The organism is Nonomuraea guangzhouensis (assembly GCF_019396345.1).
GTDB classification, from domain to species: domain Bacteria; phylum Actinomycetota; class Actinomycetes; order Streptosporangiales; family Streptosporangiaceae; genus Nonomuraea; species Nonomuraea guangzhouensis.
In genome coordinates this window covers 81,592-102,877 of the sequence record NZ_JAHKRM010000034.1, presented here as the reverse complement: position 1 = coordinate 102,877, position 21,286 = coordinate 81,592, and the positions used below count along the sequence as shown (strand labels likewise).

Annotated in this window: 19 protein-coding genes; 6 read left to right on the top strand and 13 right to left on the bottom strand. The window is 70.1% G+C overall.

Annotated elements, in window-relative coordinates; genetic code table 11:
- Positions 1-42: 42 nt before the first annotated feature.
- Complete coding sequence (locus tag KME78_RS49930) at positions 43-1,053, bottom strand: Vgb family protein (protein ID WP_219537045.1); 1,011 nt, start codon at positions 1,051-1,053, stop codon at positions 43-45.
- 410 nt (positions 1,054-1,463) lie between these two features.
- Positions 1,464-2,015: a hypothetical protein gene (locus KME78_RS49925; RefSeq protein ID WP_219537044.1), complete on the bottom strand. Its 552-nt coding sequence runs from the start codon at positions 2,013-2,015 to the stop codon at positions 1,464-1,466.
- 352 nt (positions 2,016-2,367) lie between these two features.
- Here KME78_RS49925 and KME78_RS49920 point away from each other — a divergent pair, with 352 nt between their 5' ends.
- Positions 2,368-2,961 carry a hypothetical protein gene (locus tag KME78_RS49920; protein ID WP_246653771.1) on the top strand — a complete coding sequence of 198 codons (594 nt, stop codon included), beginning with the start codon at positions 2,368-2,370 and terminating at the stop codon, positions 2,959-2,961.
- A 5-nt stretch (positions 2,962-2,966) separates the two neighbouring features.
- Complete coding sequence (locus KME78_RS49915; protein ID WP_308127428.1) at positions 2,967-4,004, top strand: hypothetical protein; 1,038 nt, start codon at positions 2,967-2,969, stop codon at positions 4,002-4,004.
- A 4-nt stretch (positions 4,005-4,008) separates the two neighbouring features.
- Here KME78_RS49915 and KME78_RS49910 read toward each other — a convergent pair whose 3' ends face one another.
- Positions 4,009-4,983, bottom strand: coding sequence for a Gfo/Idh/MocA family protein (locus KME78_RS49910; RefSeq protein WP_219537043.1), 975 nt, complete (start codon positions 4,981-4,983; stop codon positions 4,009-4,011).
- A 128-nt stretch (positions 4,984-5,111) separates the two neighbouring features.
- Between KME78_RS49910 and KME78_RS49905 the strand changes: the two genes are divergently transcribed.
- The gene (locus tag KME78_RS49905) at positions 5,112-5,738 is read left to right on the top strand and encodes a TetR/AcrR family transcriptional regulator (protein ID WP_219537042.1); all 627 of its coding nucleotides are present in this window, start codon (positions 5,112-5,114) and stop codon (positions 5,736-5,738) included.
- A 104-nt stretch (positions 5,739-5,842) separates the two neighbouring features.
- Here the strand turns inward: KME78_RS49905 and KME78_RS49900 are convergent, their stop codons facing one another.
- Positions 5,843-6,109, bottom strand: a complete 267-nt coding sequence (locus KME78_RS49900; RefSeq protein ID WP_219537041.1) for a hypothetical protein — start codon at positions 6,107-6,109, stop codon at positions 5,843-5,845.
- Between the two features lie 554 nt (positions 6,110-6,663).
- On the opposite strand from KME78_RS49900, the gene KME78_RS49895 reads away from it, so the two are divergent.
- A complete protein-coding gene (locus tag KME78_RS49895) occupies positions 6,664-8,244 on the top strand; it encodes a UDP-N-acetyl glucosamine 2-epimerase (protein WP_219537040.1) in 1,581 nt (526 codons plus the stop codon).
- Here the strand turns inward: KME78_RS49895 and KME78_RS49890 are convergent.
- Positions 8,241-10,280 (bottom strand): tetratricopeptide repeat protein, encoded by a 2,040-nt coding sequence (locus KME78_RS49890; protein WP_219537039.1) that lies wholly within the window; start codon positions 10,278-10,280, stop codon positions 8,241-8,243. The two genes, KME78_RS49895 and KME78_RS49890, sit on opposite strands and share 4 nt — an antisense overlap.
- A 130-nt stretch (positions 10,281-10,410) precedes the next feature.
- Between KME78_RS49890 and KME78_RS49885 the strand changes: the two genes are divergently transcribed.
- Together KME78_RS49885 and asnB are read left to right on the top strand one after the other, a co-directional pair.
- Positions 10,411-10,779, top strand: coding sequence for a hypothetical protein (locus tag KME78_RS49885; RefSeq protein WP_219537038.1), 369 nt, complete (start codon positions 10,411-10,413; stop codon positions 10,777-10,779).
- A gap of 167 nt (positions 10,780-10,946) precedes the next feature.
- Positions 10,947-12,761 (top strand): asparagine synthase (glutamine-hydrolyzing), encoded by a 1,815-nt coding sequence (asnB, locus tag KME78_RS49880; RefSeq protein WP_219537037.1) that lies wholly within the window; start codon positions 10,947-10,949, stop codon positions 12,759-12,761.
- A 10-nt stretch (positions 12,762-12,771) separates the two neighbouring features.
- Here asnB and KME78_RS49875 read toward each other — a convergent pair whose 3' ends face one another.
- From KME78_RS49875 to KME78_RS49840, 8 genes are all read right to left on the bottom strand, one after another.
- Positions 12,772-15,006: a polysaccharide lyase 8 family protein gene (locus KME78_RS49875; RefSeq protein WP_219537036.1), complete on the bottom strand. Its 2,235-nt coding sequence runs from the start codon at positions 15,004-15,006 to the stop codon at positions 12,772-12,774.
- A 17-nt stretch (positions 15,007-15,023) separates the two neighbouring features.
- On the bottom strand, positions 15,024-16,121 hold the full coding sequence (locus tag KME78_RS49870; RefSeq protein WP_219537035.1) for a serine hydrolase domain-containing protein: 1,098 nt from the start codon (positions 16,119-16,121) through the stop codon (positions 15,024-15,026).
- Positions 16,122-16,291: 170 nt separating this feature from the next.
- The gene (locus KME78_RS49865) at positions 16,292-17,032 is read right to left on the bottom strand and encodes a YcnI family copper-binding membrane protein (protein WP_219537034.1); all 741 of its coding nucleotides are present in this window, start codon (positions 17,030-17,032) and stop codon (positions 16,292-16,294) included.
- Positions 17,033-17,100: 68 nt separating this feature from the next.
- Positions 17,101-17,679 (bottom strand): MFS transporter, encoded by a 579-nt coding sequence (locus tag KME78_RS49860; RefSeq protein WP_219537033.1) that lies wholly within the window; start codon positions 17,677-17,679, stop codon positions 17,101-17,103.
- Between the two features lie 2 nt (positions 17,680-17,681).
- On the bottom strand, positions 17,682-18,203 hold the full coding sequence (locus tag KME78_RS49855; protein WP_219537032.1) for a DUF305 domain-containing protein: 522 nt from the start codon (positions 18,201-18,203) through the stop codon (positions 17,682-17,684).
- Positions 18,204-18,612: 409 nt separating this feature from the next.
- Positions 18,613-19,527, bottom strand: a complete 915-nt coding sequence (locus tag KME78_RS49850; protein ID WP_219537031.1) for an anti-sigma factor — start codon at positions 19,525-19,527, stop codon at positions 18,613-18,615.
- The gene (gene sigK, locus KME78_RS49845) at positions 19,524-20,258 is read right to left on the bottom strand and encodes an ECF RNA polymerase sigma factor SigK (protein WP_219537030.1); all 735 of its coding nucleotides are present in this window, start codon (positions 20,256-20,258) and stop codon (positions 19,524-19,526) included. Before sigK ends, KME78_RS49850 begins: the two co-directional genes overlap by 4 nt.
- A 133-nt stretch (positions 20,259-20,391) precedes the next feature.
- Entirely contained in the window at positions 20,392-21,207 is an 816-nt protein-coding gene (locus KME78_RS49840; protein WP_219537029.1) for an SAM-dependent methyltransferase, read from the bottom strand.
- Between the last annotated feature and the right edge of the window lie 79 nt (positions 21,208-21,286).

Sequence of the window (21,286 nt, the reverse complement as noted above, 5' to 3'; positions counted from 1 at the left end):
GGCAGCCGCGACGCCAGGTGCGCGGCTGCCGATCCGGTCAGGTCAGGGGGTGACGATGGCGAGCTGGTCGACGAAGTCCTCGGTGATCCAGAGGTTGTCGTCGGATCCGACGGTGATCTGCATGGGACCGGCGTAGTCGGTCGGAAGGGCGTCTTCGCTGATGGTGCCGCCTGTGGTGATGCTGCCGACCATGTTGCTGCTCTGTTCGACGAACCAGATGTTGTCGTCCAGGCCGAGGGTCATGCCCCAGGGGAAGCTGTTGGGATCGCTGAGGGCGTAGTCGGTGAAGCTACCGCCTGTGGTGGACTTACCGATCCTTCCCTGGGCATCGGTGTACCACAGGTTGCCGTCGGCCCCGGTGGTGATCCCGATGGGCAACGCGCCGCTGGGACCGGCGTACTCGGTGACGGTTCCGCTGGTGGTGATCTTCGCGAGGCTGCCCAGGAGGGGCTCGGTGAACCACACGTTGTCGTCAGGGCCGGTGGTGATGAACATGGGGTAGGCGCCGCTGGTCGGCAGGCTGTATTCGGTGACCGTCCCGGACGTGGTGATCTTTCCGACCTTGTCGACGTTGGTCTCGCTGAACCACAGGTTGTCGTCCGGGCCGACGGTGATGCCCCATGGGTAGGCACCGCTGGTCGGCAGGCTGTATTCGGTGATCGTCCCGGAGGTGGTGATGCGTCCGATCTTGTTGTTGGTCGCTTCGGTGAACCACAGAGCACCGTCGGGGCCGGTGGTGATGTGCCCGGGCTGGGAGTCCGCGGTGGGCAGGCTGTATTCGGTGAACACGCCGCCAGGGGTGACTTTCCCGATCTTGTTGCCGTAGTTCTCGGTGAACCAGATGTTGCCGTCCGGCCCGGAGGTGATGCCGACGGGAACAGCCCCGTAGGTCGGTATGGCGATCTCGTTGATCGTCGGTGTGCGCAGGGAGTCGGCTATGCGCAGGGGGCCGCGTCCGTGCGGGTTGGTGGGCGGGATGGTGCACCGGATGTGCTTGTGGGCCGGCTGCTGCTTGAGCTTGAGGCAGAGCTTGACCCAGGGGCGTGGGGGCATGGGGGGATAGGGTGGCTTGGCATCGGATGCGGCGGCCGGTATGTGGGCCGCCAGGAGCAGGGCCATGACGGCGAGTGGATATCCGAGGATTCTGGCGCGTCGACGCATGACATTCCCTTTCAGGTAGAACGGCAAGAAATCGGACGGACGAGCAACGGACTCCGGGCGGGTGTTGTCGGCCCAGCGTCCGGAATGCTCGAATATCCGCCGCGAATTCCGCCGAATACTTGATGCACCGGACATTCCTCACCTCTGTCCGGCCCAGCCGTCCCAATATCTCCCGGCGCCGCCGTTCCGCCTCGGCAGTCTTTGTTTGTGGCCGGTCATGAGTCCGCCAATTCACCGGCCAAGCCAGTGGGAAATGTCAGCTTCGCCGCATACCGAGAATCGCGTCCGCGGAAAGCGGGCGATCAGGTGACCGTATGGGTGATGACGCCGGTGTAGCGGCCCAAGACGGCCGCGATCGGGACACTGACCACGAGTGTCGGCTGCCAACTGGTGACGGTGGCGAGCGGCGCCTTGGTCCCCCTGAACGCGGTCACAGGCGAGGACAGCGGAACCTTGTCCGCTGGGGTGAGCTGCCCCGGGAAGCGTGAGCCACCGCCCGATGAGAAGGTGGTCGGGCCGGACCAGTACGAGACGTTGCCTTTGGTGATCGTCTCGCCGGCGCTCCCGCCGCCGGTGGTGAAGTTGGTGGACGTCACCGTCGCCGTCCAGGTCATGGACCCGTTACGGCCATCCTCCACGGTGATCGTGCCCAGGATGGCGCTGAGCGAGTTGCCATGAGTGCCGTTTCCCAGGTTGCTCGAGGCGGGCACGGTGATCGTGAGGGTGTTGGCGTGCAAGGCGAACGTGGAGTTCGTCGCGGCACCGATGGCACCGGCGGCGGCCGCGGGGGCCGCAGGAGCGGCGAGCCCGAGGCTTACGACGATCGACGCCATCAGCGAGGCGAATGTCCGCACGTATCTCCTCGATTCCGATGAACCTGCATGAACTGGACCGCACGCTTCGACAAGCGAAAAGTCGTCGGCAGTTTAAGCGGCGGATGGCGGGCCGCGTTCATAGGGCAATCCTCGTGGCCGGTAAATTCGTCACCAACACTTATGCAGAATTTTGATAGGGAGCTCATGGGCCGGGGTGCTGCGACCGGTCAATGACGGTATTCGAAGGCTTGGCGTTTTTTGGTGGGGCGATTGACCGTATCGGCGGAGGAGTCGCTTTCGCTCCGTGTTAATGTCCCCACATCCTGGGCCGGAAGCGGGCCGGGATTTTCGATGTCGACGTTCCATGCGAGTTCAAGGGGAATTCACCAGCATGAAAGCGCTTTTGAGGACCGGCCTGGTGGGATTGGCGGGGGTGATGACGCTGGGGGCGCTGACCGGGATACCGGCCGAGGCCGGCACCTGTGCCAACAACACGGCGTGCAACACCACGACCACCTTCGATGTGACCGTGGGTGCGCTGGAGATCACCGTGCCCAACAGCACGGTCGACCTGACCAACGACGCGGCGCCGGGCGGCAACGCCTACGGCCAGCTGGGATCGGTCACCGTGAACGACGCGCGCGCCTCGGCCACCCCCACCTGGACGGCGTCCGTGACCTCGTCGTCCTTCACCACCGGCGGCGGTGACGACCCCGGGGAGACCATCACCAACGCCAGCGTGTCCTACTGCTCGGGAACCGCCAGCGCCACGACCGGCAACGGCACCTTCACCGCCGGCCAGACCGGGTGTGCCAACCCACCTCCCGCGACGGGACAGGCCTTGAGCGCCTCGCGCACCGCCTACAGCCATTCGGGCGGCACCGGCAGCAACTCGGCGACGTGGAACCCGCTGATCACCATCGCGGTCGCCCTGAGCAACGTGGGAGGCCAGTACACCGGCACGATCACGCACACGGTGACCTGACCACAGTGGCCGTGCGTATCATGCTGCTCTCCTCGATGGGGGCGCTGACGCTGCTGATCAGCGCGATCAGCGCCCCCGCCCTCGCACAAGGCGGATCGGGCGGCCCGGACCCGTCCCACCGCGACTCACGCGGCGTCATCGGCATCAAGCTGCTGGAGGCCTCCGCCAACCGCCGCGACGACCCTCGCGCCTACCTGTACATCGTCGACCACATCAACCCCGGCACCAAGATCTCCCGGCGCTTCGAGATCGAGAACACCTCCAACAGCCCCCAGCACATCTCGGTCTATCCCGGTGCGGCGGAGATCCGCGATCACAAGTTCCTGCCGACGCCGGACCGCGACGCCAACGAGCTGAGTTCGTGGGTGTCCGTCAACCGCACCGAGCTGGTCGTGCCGCCGCACAGCAACGTCCCGCTCAAGGCGACGATCACCATTCCCGAGTCCGCCACCAAGGGGGAACGGTACGGCGCCATCTTCGCCGAGGCGACCTCCCCATCCGTGTCCGGCTCCGCCCGCAGCGTCCAGATGGTCAACCGGGTCGGGATCAGGATCTATCTCGACGTCGGCCCCGGGGGCGACCCGCCATCGGACTTCCGCATCGACCGGCTGACCCCCGGCCGCACCGCCGACGGCATGCCCGTGGTCCAGGCCACGGTACACAACACCGGCCAGCGCGCCCTGGACATCAGCGGGAAGATGCGGCTGAGCGAGGGGCCTGGCGGACTCGGCGCCGGACCGTTCCCAGCCCAGCTGGGCACCACGCTGGAGGTCAACGCGAGTGCGCCGGTCGCCGTCGTGCTCGACGAACGATTGCCCGACGGCCCGTGGAAGGTCGAGCTCCTGCTGGAAAGCGGACGGGTCCACCACACCGTCACCGCGACCCTGCTCTTCCCCGGCAAGCCGGCCAGCTGGGGCATCCCCGCACTGATCGACTCGCCCTGGCCGTGGGTCCTCATCACCGGCCTCGCCGCGACGGCCGTCGCCATTCTGGTCCTCGCCCTGCGCCTGTCCCGGCGCCGTCGAAGCCGCCTGGCCAGGTAGCCCCCTAGACGGCGCCGCGCACGGGGAGCCCCGCCTTGCGGTAGATGTCGTCGATGATCGTCATGTTGGCGACGGAGTCGGCCGGTGGGGTCAGCGGCGGGGTGCCCTGGCCTACCGCTGCCGCGAAGGCGCGGAGCTGGCAGGTGTACGTCGCGTCGCCCGCGACCCGCTCGCGGCGCCGCACGCCGTCGACGGTCACGGTCATCCGGTGGAAGAACTGCGGGGCGACGAAGTTCGTGATGTGCAGCGACCCGCGTTCGCCTTCGACCCGCGCGGCGATCTTGAGTAACTGTCCCGACCACATGGAGGCGTGCAGCCGCCCGGTCGCACCGCCGGGGAAGCGCAGGTCGGCGGCCATCGCACGATCGACCCCCGGAGACTTGGTGAGCGCCGCCGCGGCCACGACCGAGGGCTCGCCGGGCCCGAGCGTCCGCAGGCAGTGCACCGCGTAGCAGCCCGCGTCCATGAGCGCGCCCCCGCCGAGCTTCAGCGAGTAGCGGATGTCGGAGAACCTGGGCAGCGGAAAGCACATCCAGGTCTCGACATGCCGGACCTCGCCGAGTTGGGTGCCGACGATCTCGAGAGCCCGTTCCATCAGCGGGTGGTAGCGGTAGTGGAAGGCCTCCATCACCACCACGCCGGACCGCGCCGCGGCGTCCGCGACGGTCCGCGCCTCGGCGGCGTTGGAGGTGAACGGCTTCTCGCAGAGCACGTGCTTGCCGGCTTCGATCGCCTTGAGAGTCCATTCGGCGTGCAGCGCGTTCGGCAGCGGGTTGTAGACGGCGGTCAGCGAGGGGTCGGCGACCAGGTCCTCGTAGGACCCGTGAACATGCGGGATGCCGTGCTTGGCGGCGAACTCCGCGGCCCGCGACCGGTCCCGGGCGGCGACCGCGGCCACCTCCACCTCGGGTACGGCACGGGCCGGCTTGATGAGCGCGGTGGGGGTGATCCGAGCTGCGCCGAGCGTCCCGATTCGCATGATCGCATGATGCCAGATCCCCTTCCGGCGTGTCGCTTTGCCGGAGTTTGGCAGCCGATCTGTTGGAGTGGGAGGGGAGCCGACCACGCGTACCGGGGCTCGAATCGCGTGTTCCAGAGAGGAGGGGCGTGGAAAGGATCATCTCGGCCGCGTCGCGACTGTTCGCGGCCCTCGGATACGACGCGACGACGCTGGTCCAGATCGCCGAGGCCGCCGAGCTGGACATCGACACCGTCATGGAGCTCGCGGGGTCCAAACGGGAGCTCTATCTGGCGGTGATGGGGCACGGTTACACGGAGCAGAAGGCGCTCTTCGAGCGTTCCCTGGCTCGCATCGACGAGTCGGGAGCGCCGCAGGCGGCGGCGAGCATCCACGCGCTCGTCGACGACTATCTGGACTTCTGCCTGAACAACCCCGACATCTCCGCCCTGCTGATGCACCGCTGGCTGGGGGATGCCGCCGATCTGCGCGACCTGGAGCAGATCTACAACGAGCCGCTGGTCAACAGCGTCTTCACCGTGTTCAACAGAATGGCCGAGGCGGGCCTGATCGCTCCCGACGCCGATGTGGAACTCTGCGTGCGAACGATCGCCTGGACCGTCATCATTTTCGTGCGCTATGCCACGATGAGCTCACCCCCCGCCGGCTTCTCCCAGGGCGATAGGACCGTGGCGCGCTTCCGTGTCCACCTGCATCGGGTCGCCACCGGAATACTCGGCCTGGCACCGACGAGCCCCCCGGAGACATCTCCCTGACGTCCCGCCTGGCTGTTCAGCTTGTTGCCAGGGGGCATGGGAGATCGCCCCGCGCGGGCGGGCCACGCGGAGCGACTGTTGTGCGCTGATGGTGATGGCTGAGGCTAGCTCATGTGGCCGTGGTCGTCGTCGTGGTCCCAGCTCTTGCACCACTGACGTTCCCAGTGACCGTGCCGCCAGCAGAACTTGCACCACTTGTGGTGCCACCAGCGCCACTCGCACTTCCTGTCCGCGCTCTGCGGCATGGCGGTGACGTGCTGGGCGCTGGGCGGGCATACGCTCGCGGCGCTGACGGGCTGTGTTGTGGCCGTTCCGGTGACGATGAGGGTGGATGCCGCCAAGGAGGCGGTGAGAAGCAGACGCTTGAGCATCAGAGATCACTCCCTGAAACGGATTTGGATGAGAGCGCCGGTTTCGGGTTCCCCGGGATACGCCGATACGGCGGAACATATTCCACGATAATCCCGTCGACCGGCCCGGTCTCCCGACGATAGGCAAAACCTCATTTCACAACATGTCCGCACATAATACGAATACGTCGGATTTGTCGGGGAATGCGGCCTTGTACGAGGAGAGCGGCCCCAGGATGTCGGGCGGCGAATTTATCGGCGTCACCGGAGAGGCGAGCGGGACTTCCCCCGGCTTTCCAATGACACGCCAGGAATATGGTAAATGACGGAAAAGTAGCCGACGGTGCCGTCCACTCGCCGCGCCGGACCCTGATCGAGGAGTACGCGCGGCTCCCGCCGGCGGGGGATGGGGACGGCCGCGTACCTGTACGACGGGTCCTCATCATAAGGTGGGCTTTTACTGCGAAATCGGGCCGGTCGGAGTGGTGGTGAGCGGCGAGGGTTGGCTTCGGGTACCGATCGGCCCCGGGTCTCGCCGTTGGCGCACGGTCGGCACCAGCCGGAACATCCTCGCGGTGGCGCGCACGGTGACCTCGGCGAGCCGGCTGCTGGACGTGCTGCCGCTGTTCCGTTCGGATCCCCGGGTCCAGGTGCTGTTCACCGTCGCGGCGGGTTCGGCGTTCGACGACGGGGTCGGCGACTATCTGCGCGATGTCGAGGCACGCGTCGTCTCCTGGGCGCAGGCCGTGGAGACACCGTTCGACCTGGCCGTCTCCGCCAGCGCCAACGGCGAGTTGCACCGGCTGAAGGCGCCGCTGCTGCTGGTGCCGCACGGCGCCGGCCACAACCGGCTGCTCGCCGCCACGAGCGACCTCCCGGGCGACCTCCCGGGCGACCTCCCAGGCGGCCTTTCGGGTGGCGTCTCGGGCCTTGCCCGCAGCCAGCTGATGCACGACGGCCGGATCGTGCCGGCGGCCATCGCCCTGTCGCACCACGAGCAGCTGACCCGGTTGGCGGGCGAATGTCCGGAGGCGGTGCCGCTGGCCGTGGTGACCGGCGATCCGTGCTTCGACCGGATCCTGGCGAACGCGGCGCGGCGCGACCGCTACCGGCGCTCCCTCGGCACCGGTGATCGCAGACTGGTGCTGATCAGCTCCACCTGGGGCCCGAACTCCCTGCTCGGCGCCAACACCGACCTGGTCGCGCGCCTGACGGCCGAGCTGCCGTTCGACGAGTACCAGGTGGTCCTGGCCGCCCATCCGAACATCCGCTACGGCCACGGCGGCCTCCAGCTCCGGCTGTGGCTGGCGGACGCCCTCGACGCGGGCCTGGTGCTGCTTCCTCCTCAGCGGGGCTGGCAGGCCGCGCTCCTGGCGGCGGACGTGGTGGTGGGCGATCACGGGTCGGTCACCTTCTACGGTGCCGCGCTGGGCCGCCCCACTGTCCTGGCCTCGTCCGGGCGCGAGGCGGAGGAGCTCGACCCGGCCTCCCCCACGGCCGCGCTGTCCCGGGCGCTGCCCCGTCTCGACCCGCGCCGGGGCCTGCTGGGCCAGATCGAGGCGATCGTGGACGCGTACCGGCCGGGCGCCTATGACGAGGTGACCGGGCGCACGCTCGGCATGTCCGGCCAGGCGGGCACGTTGTTACGGCGCCTCGCGTACCGGCTGATGGACCTCGAACCCGGACCCGACCCTGCCGCGACCGCCCTGCCCGATCCCCTGGGGGAGCGCGGCGAGGTGCTCTCGTTCCTGGTGGAGACCGAGGTCCGGGACGGCACCGTGGCCCTGCGCCGCTTCCCCGCCGCCGGCGAGCCGGGAGCGCGGGTACGGGACCCGCATCTGGTCGTCGACGCCGAGGAGCTGGACCGGCGGCTGCTGGAGAGCGCGGCGATCATCGTCCGCGGAGACGCGGCCGGCGGCTGGGCGGAGGAGACCCTGCGACGCTACCCCGGCTGCTTCATGGCCGCCGAGGTGGTCGGTGCGCGGCGGGTCCGGCTGGCGCTGCGGGACGGCCGGCGGTTCGAGGTGACCGCGGCCGCCGGCGATCCCGACCCCCGGTGCCTGCCGTCCGCGGTGTACGGCTGGCTGGCGCACGGCAACGGCCCCTTGACCACCGTCCGAATAGGCGAACGAGAAACAACGGTCCGCCTCGCTTAGTCGCGCAGGCGGGCGCGCAGTTCCTCGGCCTTGGGCAGGTTGCCTGAGGAGAGGCAGACCGCGAGGGCCTGCCGCACGTACGCCTCGGCGCTTTCCCGGTCGTCCGCGAGGTCGGCCAGCAGCTCCAGGGCTCGCGTCTCCTTGGCCGGTATGCGGCGCTCGCGCATGATGTCCGCGGCGGTCCGCGCCGACCGCAGCGCCTGCGGGCGGTGGCCGAGCTCGCGGTGGGCCTCGCCCAGGACGAGGTGGATCTTGCCCTGGCTGAGCTCGTCACCGACGTCGGTCATGAGAGCCAGCGCCCGGTCGAAGGCCGCGATCGCCGCGTCGTAGCGGCCCGCGCGGCTGTGGGCCAGCCCGAGGTGGTAGCTCTGCATGCCGACCCCGCGCGGGTTGCCCAGCCCTTCGTGAACGGCCAGCGCCGCGGCGAAGTGGGTGATGGCGTCGTCCGGCAGCTCCCGCGCCAGGGCGACCTGGCCGAGCGACTCCAGGACCACCGCCTCCATTCTCGGCTCCCCCGCCTCGCGGGCCGCCTGGTGAGCGCGGACCAGCTCGGCCCGCGCCTGGTCGGTCTCGCCGAGCTCCAGTTGGGCGCGGGCCACCTGGTTCCGCATCCTGGCCTCGACCGCGCGATCGCCGCACCGAAGCGCCGCCGCCACGCCCAGCCGGTTGGTCTCGATCCAGTCGGCGTAGTGCTTACGCGCGTGGTACAGCGGCCACAGGGCCTCGGCCAGCTGCCAGACGAGCTCATCCCATTCGAGCGCCGCCGCCGCCCGCAGCAGCGCGAGCACGTTGGCCCGCTCCTTCTCCAGCCAGTCGAGGGCGGCGCCGGGCGTGGCGAACGGCCGGTCGGTGGCCGGCAGGCGGTGATCGGCCAGGCGCAGGCGCGGCCCCATGGCGGCGTCGGCGGCGGCGACCTGCCGCAGGTACCACTCCGCCACCCGGCGCAGCGCCGCCTCCCGCGCCTCGGGCGGGTCCACCCGCCGCGCGCATCGGGCCGCGTGCAGCCGGACCAGGTCGTGGAAGCGGTACGTGTCGCCGTCGAGCTCCTCGACGAGGCTCGCGTCGAGCAGCAGGTCCAAGGCCCGCTCCGGATCGCCGTCGAGGACGGCCCGCGCCACGCCGGGTGAGAAGCCGGGGCCGGGCAGCGTGCCCAGCAGGCGGTAGAGGCGGGCCGCCTGCTCCGGCAGCCCGGTGTACGCGGAGTCGAAGACCGCTTCGACGATCGCTCTGCCCTCCGTCATCAGCTGATCCAGCCGTCGTTCGGCGTCCGCCAGCTCGCCGACCAGCCGATCGACCGTCCAGGTGGGCCGTTGGACCAGCCGTGCTCCGGCCACGCGCAGGGCGATCGGCAGGCCGCCGCACAGTCGTACGAGCTCGCTCACCCGCTCGCGTTCGGCGGCGACGCGGTCCTCGCCGAGCATGCCGGCGAGCAGCCGGACACCCTCCTCGTCCTGGAGCGGCGCGATCCTGACCGGCCGCGCGCCCGCGACGAGCAGCTCGCCGAGCTGGCGGTGGCTGGTCACGACGACCGCGCTGGCGGCGGAGGCGGGGAACAGCGGCGTCACCTCGGCGGCGTGCTCGGCGTCGTCCAGCAGCACGAGCAGCCGCAGGTCGGCCGTCATGGAGCGGAACATCGCCGCCCGTTCGGGCAGCTCCGCCGGGATCCACTCCTCGTGGACGCCGAACGCGCGCAGGAATCCGCCGAGGACATCGCTGACCTCGGTCCCGCCCCGGTGGCGCAGGGCGCCGAAGTCGGCGTACAGCTGGCCGTCGCTGAACCGTTCGTGGACCTGGTGCGCCCAGCGGCGGCTGACCGCGCTCTTGCCGACTCCCTTGAGGCCGCTGACCACCGCGATCGCGGGTCCCCCTTCGAGGAGGCGGTCGAGCAGGGCCAGCTCGGTGGTCCTGTTGACGAAGCCGGGCGGCATCGCGGGCAGTTGCCGGGGGATCCGCACGGGCGGCGGGGGCACGGCGCCTATGGTCACGGACCCTATGTCGCGGGCCTGCACCACCCCGCCGGACACCTGTCCGGACACCTCGTTGCGTATATCAGCGTCATTTCCACCGCTCTCCGGCCCAGCCACGTTTCAGTAGTGTTCCCGCCGGGCCGGATCGTGGCAAGCCGCGCGCTAGTCTGGGAGAACGTCCTTGACGAAAAGAGGCGCGATGGATCCGAGCGTCATTCCCGCACTCACGGCGGTCATCTCCGCGATAGTCGGCGGCGCCGCGGGCGAAGTCGGCAAGAATGCCTGGACCTCTTTGACGGGCCTCGTCCGCCGCCGTTTCGGTGACGACGCCGTGGCCGCCATCGAAACGGCACAGACTCCAGAGCAGACCGCCCAAAGCCTGGTCGAGCGCGCTCAGGCGGACCCCGGATTCGCGGAGACGCTGACATCGTGGACGGCGGAGACGGCCCGCCTCGTCCAGATCAAGCACGACGTGACCAACACGATCAGCGGTGACGCGCGCATCACCGGCCCGGTGCTCCAAGCCGGTGACGTCTTCGGCTCGATCAATTTCGGAAAATCCAGCTGACCTCGGACAACTTTTCGGTCCGACAAGTCAACCTATTTTAGACATGCCATCGTTTGGGCGATTTTTGACGCACGATTTGTACGACTATTTCGTTTCTTGTCGATAGACCAGCCCTCCGCACACAGATACGTTTGCACATACCGTTCCCATGCCTTTTGGGAGGACTCATGTGCGGAATCGCCGGATGGGTGGACTTCGAGCGCGACCTGACCCATGAACGCGCCACAGGCCAGGCCATGACCGAGACGATGTGCTGCCGCGGCCCAGACGATGAGGGACTGTGGCAGTCGCCACACGCCATGCTCGGCAACCGGCGGCTCGCGGTCATCGACGTCGAGGGCGGCCACATGCCCATGACGGCCGAGGGCCCGGTGGTCATCACCTACAGCGGAGAGGTCTACAACTTCGTCGAACTGCGGGCCGAGCTGGCGGCCAAGGGGCACCGCTTCCGCACCAGGAGCGACACCGAGGTCGTGCTCCACGGTTACCTCGAGTGGGGTGAGGGCGTGGCCGACCGGCTCAACGGCATGTACGCCCTCGCCATCTGGGACGACCGCAGCCAGGAGCTCCTGCTGGTGCGCGACCGCATGGGCATCAAGCCGCTCTACTACTACCCGCTGCGCGACGGCGTGCTGTTCGGCTCCGAACCGAAGGCGATCCTCGCCAACCCGCTGGCCGAGCCGGTGGTGGACGCCGACGGCCTGCGCGAGCTGCTCTCCATGGGCAGGAGCCCGGAACAGGCCATCTTCAAGGGCATGCGTGAGCTGCGCCCCGGCCACCTGCTGCGGGTACGCCGAGAGGGGCGCTCCCTCCGCCGCTACTGGGCACTGGAGCCGCGCGAGCACACCGACGACCTCGACGTCACGGTCCGCACGATCCGCGGCCTGCTCGAAGACATCGTGGGCCGCCAACTCGTCTCGGACGTGCCCCTGTGCAGCCTGCTGTCGGGCGGGCTGGACTCCAGCACCATCACCGCGCTGGCCAAGAAGCGCGGGCAGATCCGGTCGTTCGCGGTGGACTTCGCCGGCTACGCGGAGAACTTCCAGCCCGACGACCTGCGCGGGGACCCGGACAGGCCGTTCGTGAAGGAGCTCGCCGAGTACGTCGGCTCCGACCACACCGACATCACGCTCGACACCGCGGAGCTGACCGATCCGCGCCTGCGGTCGGCGGTGGTGCGCGCCTATGACATCCCCAACTTCCTCGGCGACATGAACAGCTCCCTGTACATGCTGTTCAGGGCGATCCGCGAGCACTCCACGGTGGCCCTGTCCGGTGAGTCGGCCGACGAGCTGTTCGGCGGGTACGCCTGGTTCCACCTGCCGCAGGCGGTCGAGGCCGACACCTTCCCCTGGCTCGCGATGGTCATGCGCGACCACAACCCGGGCGATCTGCTCGACCAGGGGCTGTTCGAGCGGCTCGACATACCGTCGTTCGTCGCCGACAGCTACCGGACCGCGCTGGCCGAGGTGCCGTACCTGCCCGGCCAGAACGGCCACGAACGGCGGATGCGCGAGGTCTGCTACCTGCACCTGACCCGGTTCCTGCCGGTGCTGCTGGACCGCAAGGACCGGCTGAGCATGGCCGTCGGCCTGGAGGTCCGCGTGCCGTTCTGCGACCACCGGCTGGTCGAGTACGTCTTCAACACGCCGTGGGCGATGAAGAACTTCGACGGCAGGGAGAAGAGCCTGCTCCGCGCCGCCGTCGTCGACCTGGTGCCCGAGTCGATCCTGCGACGGGTCAAGAGCCCCTACCCGGCCACCCAGGACGTCGCCTACGAGCAGGGGCTCCGCGACACGCTGCGCGACCTTGTCCACACCGGGAAGGCACCGGTCCTGGACCTGCTCGACGCGGCGGCCGTCAGGGAGATCATCGCGGCCCCGGTCGGCAAGACGACCACGACGATGTCCCGGTTCAGCCTGGAGCTGGCCCTGGACCTGAACGTCTGGCTCGAGTCCTACGGCATCCGCCTGGATCTGTAGGACTCGAGCGCTAGCCCAGTCGTACGGTGATCGTCTTGGAGCTGCCGCCCCGGTCCGACAGCCGTCCCCACCTGAGCGTGAGCTTCGCGCCGGTCGTGGCGCCGACCAGGAGCGGATGGCCGCGGAGCACCCGGGACACCGGCCGGTCCCAGGTCACGGTCAGCTCGCTCAGGTCACGCCGGGGATCCGACACGGTCACCGTGGCCGTGCCGTCGCCGCGCTCCCTGACGAGCACCGCGCAGGGAGCGGACGCGGTCAGGCCGCCGGCGGCTCCGGCGTTCCAGAAGTTGACGGCGGTCAGGCCGAGCGACGGCACCTGGACCCCCTGCTGCCGTGCGGTGTTGACGAGCACCCGCAGCCAGGCCGGGTCCGTGGCGCGGGCCCGGGTCTTGGCCGGGGTCGCGCCCGGAAGGAGCGAATAGACGTAACCTGCCGCGTCCGGGTCGACCCCGTGGTCGAGCCAGAGGGTGACGTAGCTCCGGGTCACCGAGCCGGCGGTGCGGCTCTCGCGCGACGTGCGCAGGAGGCCGTGGAAGACGTAGCCGCCGTGGCCGGCCAGGTGCGCCCAGCCCGCCTTCTGATCGAGTGTGAGCAGCGCGCCGGTCCTGCGGTTGTCCACGATGGTCTCCACCGGCACACCGTCCCGCCCGGTGATCCCGGCACCCAGGCAGACCACGGCGTCGTCGAGGAAGAACCACGACTTGAACGCCTCCATCGTGCTCTCGAAGCCGTTCAGGTGCTGGCCGACCGCCGCGTACGTGCCGTCCGTGGCCCCGCCCACCCAGCGGCCCGGCGGGCAGGTGTCGCCCCATCCCCCGCCGGCGCCGTCGGCCAGCCGCTTGGTGGAGACGGTCGTGCCCGGCAGCCGGTACGGGTCGACGGTCGGCCAGAACGAGTCGGAGTACTGGTCGCCGTGGCCCTTGGCCCACCAGTAGAGCATTCCCGAGCCGGTATGCCAGCCGCGCGTGTTCTCGCCGTTGCCGTGCTCGTAGTGGCCGATCCGGGAGGAGGCCATGCTGAGGCCCGCGCACCAGCCCGGCCCGCGATGGACGGCGCGGGCGCTCATGGGCAGGAGCCGGTGCCCGGCCGGTTCCGGCGCGGCGGGGATCGCGTCGTCGTCCAGGACGGCGGCGAGACGGGCGTGGAACCCGAGGTGGTCGGCCTCGTCGAGCATGGGCTTGACCGTGTCACGTACCGCCCAGCCCTTGACCAGGCCCTGCCAGCGGGTCCGCGCCGCGGCGGGCGCCGCGTCTCCCAGCAGCAGGATCGCCGAGGCGATCATCCGTCCCCTCTTGTGGTCACCGTACGGATCCCGGCCGATCCCGCGCCCGCTGACGAGGTCCATGCAGAAGCCGTCGTGGACGAACGGCGCGAACGACCGCTCGACCATGTCGAAGATGTTCGGGGCGGTGATCTCCCACGGCGTGCCGCGCAGCACCGCGAACAGCGTCGCGAGGCCGGACAGCATCACGGCTCCGTACCCGCCCTGGTAGGGGACGGACGTGTGCTGGATGAACGAGCCGTCCCGGTAGAAGCCGTCGCCCTCGGTGACGTACGGGAAGACCGGGGACAGCGCCGAGACGGCCAGCGCGGCCTTGTCCGGGTCGGCTCTGAGGATGGCGCGCAGCAGCGTCACCGTGCACAGGTCCACCCGGTTGGCCCCGGTGCTGTTGCCGCTGTAGTCCGCCAGGCGCCAGGCGGGGACGAAGTGGTCCACGGCCTCGCTCAGTGCCCTGCTCTGCCGGTCCGTCAGGTGCGGGCCGATCAGCAGGGCCACGTCGAGGAGCCGCTTCGGCACGCCGATCTGCCAGGGCCACCAGTTGCCGGCCGGGCGCGCGCCGGCCGCGTACACCTGCCGCCGGTAGTGGTCGAGGCCGGTGGCGACGGCCGCTCCCAGGCTAGCGTCGCCGGTCAGGCCGGTCCCGGGCAGCGCGTACGCGCGGGCCATGGCCTGCAGCCGCACCGTGTTCTCGGCGAAGGACGGGAACACCAGGCCGGGCCAGAGCGACGTGCCGGCCGGCGCCATGGTGTCCCGGTAGCCGGCCGCCGTCCTGCCCAACCGCATCAGCCTGGTCCGGTACGGCTCGACAGCCGGGTCGAACCCCGCTCCCGCCGTCACGTCCTGCCACCGGCGGCGCAGGAGGGCGAAGTCCGCCGCGTGGGCGGCCCCCGCGGTGGGGATCAGCCCTCCGGCCACGGCCGCACCGCCGAGCCGGAGGAATAATCGCCGGGAATATCCGTGCACGCAGGGATTATCGCGGATCAGCCCTTCGCGATGATCCCGATGAGCTCGATGGCGGCGGAGAAGTCGGGGGTCAGCCGGTTCTTGGTCACCGCGAACGCGATGCCACTGGCCGTGTCCCCGTACGCGAAGCTTCCGCCCGCCCCGCCCATCCCGAACGCGCTCGTGACCGGCTCGGCGACACCCGGCAGGCCGATGGCGAACCCCAGCCCCCACGTGGCCGGATTGCCGAAGACCTGGTCGACGCCCTCGGCGGTGACGGCCGTGACCTCGCGCAGCCGCTCCGGCGAGATCAGGCGCACCCCGGGGACGTCGCCCATGAGCGCGGCGTACATGCGCGCGATGGCGCGGGCCGAGGTCTTGCCGCCCGCCGGGATGTCGGCCTCCAGGACGTCCGCCCGGTTGCCGAGCGCGGCCGACGGGAACGTCACCGGCGGCCCCGCCCGGAACATCGGCGAGTCCGCGGGTATGCCCGCCATCATCTCCGCCGCCCCCTCCGGGTCCTCCAGCCGGGCCAACCGGCCGTGCTCGGCGGCCGGCATGCCGAAGTAGAGCTCGTCGGCCACGCCCAGCGGCCCGGTCACCTCCTCGCGCAGCACCTGAGAGATGGGCTTGCCGATCGCCCTGCGGACGATCTCACCGAGGATGTAGCCGAAGGTGTAGGCGTGATAGCCGACCGCGGCGCCCGGCTCCCACCACGGCTCGGCGTCGGCGATCGCCGCGCACATCTTGTCCCAGTCGCACAGGTCCGCCACGGTGGTGTCCGCCGGCACGCCCGGCACGCCGGCCGCGTGGGTCAGCACGTGCCGGAGGGTCGCCGCGCCCTTCCCGTGCGCGGCGAACTCCGGCCACACCTCCGTCACGCGCGTGTCGTACGAGAAGGCGCCGCGCTCGGCGAGCACGTGCACCACCGTCGCGGTCGCCGCCTTCCCGATCGAGTAGTTGTAGAACACGCTGCCCGGCGTCACCGGCCGCCCGGTCGCCGGATCCGCGACCCCGGCGACCGCGTCCACCAGTTGCTCGCCGTGCAGGAAGACGGCGACCTGCACGCCACGCTCCGCGCCCGACTCGACCATCCGGTCGATGGCCCGCTGAACCCACTGCTGGATGTCGCTCATCCCCGCTCCCTCCGCCTGCTGCTACCGCTGTCACAGGTACGGACAGGTCAGCCACCGGAAACTCATCGGAAGCGGGGCTGAACGGTTGTCGCTGACGCGCTCGACGCCCGCCCTGTGGCCCGAGGCGGGCACGCCAGGCGGCCGGTCAAGTGCGGCCCGAGGGTGACGCGCTAAGCGGCCGTCGAGCGCCGTCTGAAGCCGACCAGCCCGATGCCGCCGCCCACGAGGCCGACGATGATGCCGGCCACGCCCATGATCCGGGCGGTGCCGTCGGACGTCGACGACGAGGCGGCCTGCTTCATCATGGCGACGCTCTGGGCGGACTGCGCGGAGGGCGGAGCCGCCGCGGGCATGGCCATCCCGGCGTGCTCGTCGCCGGAGGCCGCCGCCACCAGCTTCAGCGTGGGCGTCGGGTGCTCCGCCTCGGTGCCGTCGGCCTTGGGCTCATCCGCCCACTTGACGACCTCGCCACCGGAGTAGGTCTGCTCGGTGGGGAAGGCGATCTCATCCACGTCCTTGGGCAGCGGCCCGACCGACACCTCGAACTCCTGGAACTGTCCCGGCTCGATCTTGCCGCCGGTCCAGGTGATCTTCAGGACGGATTCGGTGACCTTGTCCCCATCGTCGGCGACGATGGGCTCGGGCAGCTTGCCCTCGGTCAGCTCGGCCTTCCAACCGGGCACGGGCTTGACCGAGACGAAGGGCAGGGGGTGATCGGTGGGGAAGGTGACCACGAGCTTGGTGGTCGAGGCGTCGTCACGCTCGTTGGGCACCCGGAAGGCGAGCTTGGTCCAGCCGCCCTTCTCCGCGGTGCCGGGGTTGATAGAGACATGTGCGAGGGCGGGCAGGGAGAGGCCGACTGTGAGGGCCAGGGCTGCCGCGGCGATGGTGCCGATTCGGCGGTAAAGCATGGGGGCTCCACTTCGTTTCCAGAAATGCCGGACAGGACGCTGAAGCAGATTGCTCGCGTCGTGGTGAGTCAGGCAGGACGAAATGGAGGTCCGCGCCGTACGACCGCGTACCGCAACATGTGCTCGCGCGGCCGGTCGGGAACGAGGTCCGCGGCCACGGGAGCGGCGAGCGGCCACATGGGGTCGTTGACGGGCGGGAGGATCCGTACGGCGCGCGCGGCGAGACGGCGCAGCAGCGACCAGAGCGCGGCCTCGCCACCGGCCAGCCACCACGCGGTCAGCAGCGTGGCGACGGCATGGCACAGGAACATACCGGGCCAGGTGCTCTGACCGTGCACCCCGGCCAGATGCGGGGTCTCCCCCTGCGAGGCGAACAGCACGTGCAGGCCCACCTGCGCCGTGCCGAGCAGCCCGACGATCAGCGGCCGGGATCGCTCCCTGCCGGCCATCGCGGTGGCCGCGACCAGTACGACGGCACCCGCGCCCGCGACCATGGCCGGTCCGGGTGCGGTGCCACCCGCCAGCCAGTGCCCGATGGCGGACAGGGCCACGCAGACGACCGTGAACGAGGCCGACCGCGCGAGGCGCAACGGCATCCGGGCGCGCGTCGCGCCCACCTGCCGCCACGAATCCTGGGTACTGGTCACGGTCAGGCCAGCTGCTCCTTGATCTCCGCGATCTCGGCGGTCTGCTCAGTGACGAGCCGGGTCGCCATCTCGATCGTAGGGCCGTGCTTCCCGCCGGTCTGGGCGGCCGAGGCCATCATGACACCGTGGTCGAGGTGCGCCGAGATCAGCGCCAGCCAGAGCTTGTCGAAGGCCTTGCCGGACTTCGGGGTCAGCTGGGCGACCTGCTTGGCGACGCCCTTGGCGTCCTCGACCGGAACGGCCACCTGCCAGGACTTCAGCCACGACGACATCTTCTCGATGTCGGCCTTCTCACTGGCCTCCAGCTTCTGGCTCAGCTCGCGTACGTACGGCGTGGTGGTACGTTGCGCGACCAGCTGGGTCAGCTGGATGGTCTGGCGATGGTGGGTGATCATTTCCTGGCTGAACTGGACGTCTTCCTGGTCGTAGGCGGCCATGGTGGCGGGCGTTCCCGCCGCTGATGAGGCACAGCCGCCGGCCAGCGCTACGCACAACAGCGCGCCGGCAATCGTGGTCCAACGCATGCTTCCCCTTGCTGGGGTGGGGATGGGTCACGTGGAGATACGTGGCGCGCCGGATTACAGTTCAACAACAGCCCGGTCGGCGCGCCACTCACGAGATGGCCAAGGGTGACGCGCTCGCCGGTGCGGCTGCACCAGGTATTCGTCGCGGCCCCCCGGACGGATGACCGATGTTCCGGAACGGGGCGATCCCGGACCGGCTGACCGGTCGACGCCGACTGACCAACCGGACCCGACTGACCGACCGCAGTCGACTGACCGACCGCAGTCGGGTGACCGACCGGACCCGGGTGACCGATCGGACCCGACTGACCGATCGGAGTCGGGTGACCGGCCAGAGTCGAGTGACCCACCGGACCCGGGCGACCGACCGGACCCGGATGACCGACCTGGGTCAGGAGCCGTCACCCGGTCAGGCGGTGGGCAGGTTCACCAGGAACAGTGGCTTGGTGGTCGGCTGCGCGGAGCCGCCGGCCGGTTCGACGGTCACGCCGATCTTGGCCACCCCAGGTCCCGGTGCGGTGATCACTGGCACGGTGTGGCCCGCGGCGTCGGCGGTGAGCAGTCCGGCCGAGCTGATCTGCCCAGGGGCCAGTTGCCAGAGCTGGTACACGCTGCCTTCCGGAAGGTCGGCCAGCCCCGCCGCCAGGAAGACCATCTTGCCCTGCGAGCGTGACACGACCACCGTGCCGCGACCGCCCTGCCGGGCCGAGGCCGTGGCGGTGCGGGAGTCCGGCGCCGTCAGCACGGCGGCGACCGCACGTTCCGTCCGCCGTACCTGCTCCAGCTCGCCGCGAGCCTGCAAGGCGACCGCACCGACCACGGCGACCGCCGCCAGACAGGCGGCAACCCCCACGGCCGCCGCCAGCGGCCGCCACCGTGACCGCCGCCGCGCCCGCCCCTCTGGCCGCCGCTGTAGCCCTCGCTGTGTCCGTCGCTCGGCCCACTCCGACCGCCCCGCCGGCCGCCCACCTGACCACTCGTCCGACCGATCCGCCGGCCGTCCCTCTGCCCACCCCTCTGGCCGCCGCTCGGGCTGCCACTGGGATTGGTCTCCGTAGGCGGGGTCGGCGACGGTCGGCGGGGCCTGCCGGACCTGGTCGATCTGGGCGAAGACCCGCTCCTTCAGGCTGGGCGGCGGCTCGATGGCCACAGCGGAACCCAGCCGCGCCGCCGTCTCGGCGAACCCCGCGATCTCCAAGGCGCAGTCAGGGCACCCGGCCAGATGGTCCTCGAAGCGGTGCCGCTCGACCTCGTCGTCAATGGCGTCCAGCGCGTACGCGCCCACCAGCGTGTGCGGATCGGACCCGCCGGTCGTGCCCCTCATCGTTCCACCCCCAGGCAGTCGCGCAGCCGGATCAGCCCGTCGCGCATCCTGGTCTTCACCGTCGCGAGCGGGACTTTGACCAGCTCAGCAACCTCACGATAGGAGTATCCGCCGTAATAGGCGATGGTGACCGACTCTCGCTGCAGCGCGGTCAGGCCCTGGAGGCAGCGGCGCAGGCGGTCGCGTTCCAGCCTGCCCTCGACGGATTCGACCACCTCGTCGAAGGGCCGGTACACCTCCATCCGGGCCGCCCGCTCCTCGCGGTCCATGCTCGCCTGAGACGAGCGGACCCGGTCGATGGCGCGGCGGTGCGCGATCGTCAGCACCCACGCCAGCCCCGAGCCCCGCCCCGACTGGAAGCGGGCGGCGTTGCGCCACACCTCCACGAGCACCTCCTGAGCGACCTCCTCGCTCTGGGCCCGGTCCCGAAGCACCCGCAGCACCAGCCCGAACACCCGCGGCGCCACCGCCTCGTACAGCCGCTCGAACGCCGCCCGGTCACCCCGCGCGGTGGCCTCCAGCAACTCCTCGACCCCCGGCGGCTGCCCACCTCCGCGGCCCGGCTCCCGTCCCACCTCGAAACGACCAGACTCACGCCCCGCCTCGAAACGACCAGGCTCATGTCCCGCCGCGAAGCGACCCGACTCGTGTCCCGCCTCGAAGCGGTTCGGCTCGATGCGGTTCGGCTCGCGTCCCGCTGCGATGCGGCCCGGTTCGCGTCCCGCTTCCATGCACCCTCCAACGGTGGTCGACGCGGCGCCGACCATAGGTGGTTCGGATCAGAGAGCGCAATGGATGTCCGGAAACCCGTACGGCTTGAGCGCGATGCCTCAACCGGCCACCCCGATGGACGTCCAGCGGTCGCTACGGCTTACGCGCGACGCCGCACACCGCGCTCACCAGCTTGGCCGGCTCATCCCACGCATCGACCGGCCGCCGCCACTCAGGAGTGGGGACGACGCCGGGCTCGACGAGGTCGAGGCCCTCGAAGAAGGTGCCGATCTGGGCGGGAGCGCGCAGGTGATAGGAGTTGGCGGCGGCCTTGTTGTAGGCGCTGACGGCCTCCATCAAGGCCGGGTTGGTGTTGGTGCCGTCGCTGAGCACCAGGTAGCTGCCCGACGGTAACGCGGCCATCAGCCGGCCGACGATCCCCCACGGGTCGTCCTCGTCGGGCAGCTGCCCGGCGATGCTCAGCATCACCAGGGCGATCGGCTGGCTGAAGTCGAGCGTCTTGGCCGCGCCTTCGAGGATCACGTCGGGGTCGCGCACGTCGGCGTCGATGTACGCCGTGACGCCCGGATGGGTGCTGGTCAGCAGGGCACGGGCGTGGACCAGCACGATGGGGTCGTTGTCGACGTAGACCACCCGGGTCTCGGGCGCGATGCGCTGGGCGACCTCGTGGATGTTGTTGGCCGTCGGCAAGCCGGTCCCGATGTCCAGAAATTGCCGGACACCGGTCTCCTCCACCAGGTACGTCACCGCACGGATGAGGAACTCACGTTGCAGCCGGGCAACCTCGGCGAAGTCAGGAAATGTCCGGAGCAGCAGCTCGCCGGCCTCACGGTCGGGCGCGAAGTTGTCCTTGCCGCCCAGCAGATAGTTCCACACGCGGGCCGAATGAGGGATGGTCGTGTCAATGCGGTCCCAGGCGGACTGGCCAGCAGGGCTGTCATCGCTCATGACACTCCATTCCAGAGGGTGACCGTGGCCCCTGGCCACACTCGTCCAAGGGCTACTTTAGTGGCCTATTTCGGGACGT

Bases quoted from the DNA above. Each gene is read 5' to 3' on its own strand.
- KME78_RS49850 (WP_219537031.1), bottom strand. From the start codon at position 19,527: ATGAGGGGCACGACCGGCGGGTCCGATCCGCACACGCTGGTGGGCGCG.
- KME78_RS49920 (WP_246653771.1), top strand. From the start codon at position 2,368: ATGAAAGCGCTTTTGAGGACCGGCCTGGTGGGATTGGCGGGGGTGATG.
- sigK (WP_219537030.1), bottom strand. From the start codon at position 20,258: ATGGAAGCGGGACGCGAACCGGGCCGCATCGCAGCGGGACGCGAGCCG.
- KME78_RS49840 (WP_219537029.1), bottom strand. From the start codon at position 21,207: ATGAGCGATGACAGCCCTGCTGGCCAGTCCGCCTGGGACCGCATTGAC.
- KME78_RS49930 (WP_219537045.1), bottom strand. From the start codon at position 1,053: ATGCCCCCACGCCCCTGGGTCAAGCTCTGCCTCAAGCTCAAGCAGCAG.
- KME78_RS49865 (WP_219537034.1), bottom strand. From the start codon at position 17,032: ATGCTTTACCGCCGAATCGGCACCATCGCCGCGGCAGCCCTGGCCCTC.
- KME78_RS49900 (WP_219537041.1), bottom strand. From the start codon at position 6,109: ATGCTCAAGCGTCTGCTTCTCACCGCCTCCTTGGCGGCATCCACCCTC.
- KME78_RS49855 (WP_219537032.1), bottom strand. From the start codon at position 18,203: ATGCGTTGGACCACGATTGCCGGCGCGCTGTTGTGCGTAGCGCTGGCC.
- KME78_RS49885 (WP_219537038.1), top strand. From the start codon at position 10,411: ATGGATCCGAGCGTCATTCCCGCACTCACGGCGGTCATCTCCGCGATA.
- KME78_RS49870 (WP_219537035.1), bottom strand. From the start codon at position 16,121: ATGAGCGACATCCAGCAGTGGGTTCAGCGGGCCATCGACCGGATGGTC.
- KME78_RS49910 (WP_219537043.1), bottom strand. From the start codon at position 4,983: ATGCGAATCGGGACGCTCGGCGCAGCTCGGATCACCCCCACCGCGCTC.
- asnB (WP_219537037.1), top strand. From the start codon at position 10,947: ATGTGCGGAATCGCCGGATGGGTGGACTTCGAGCGCGACCTGACCCAT.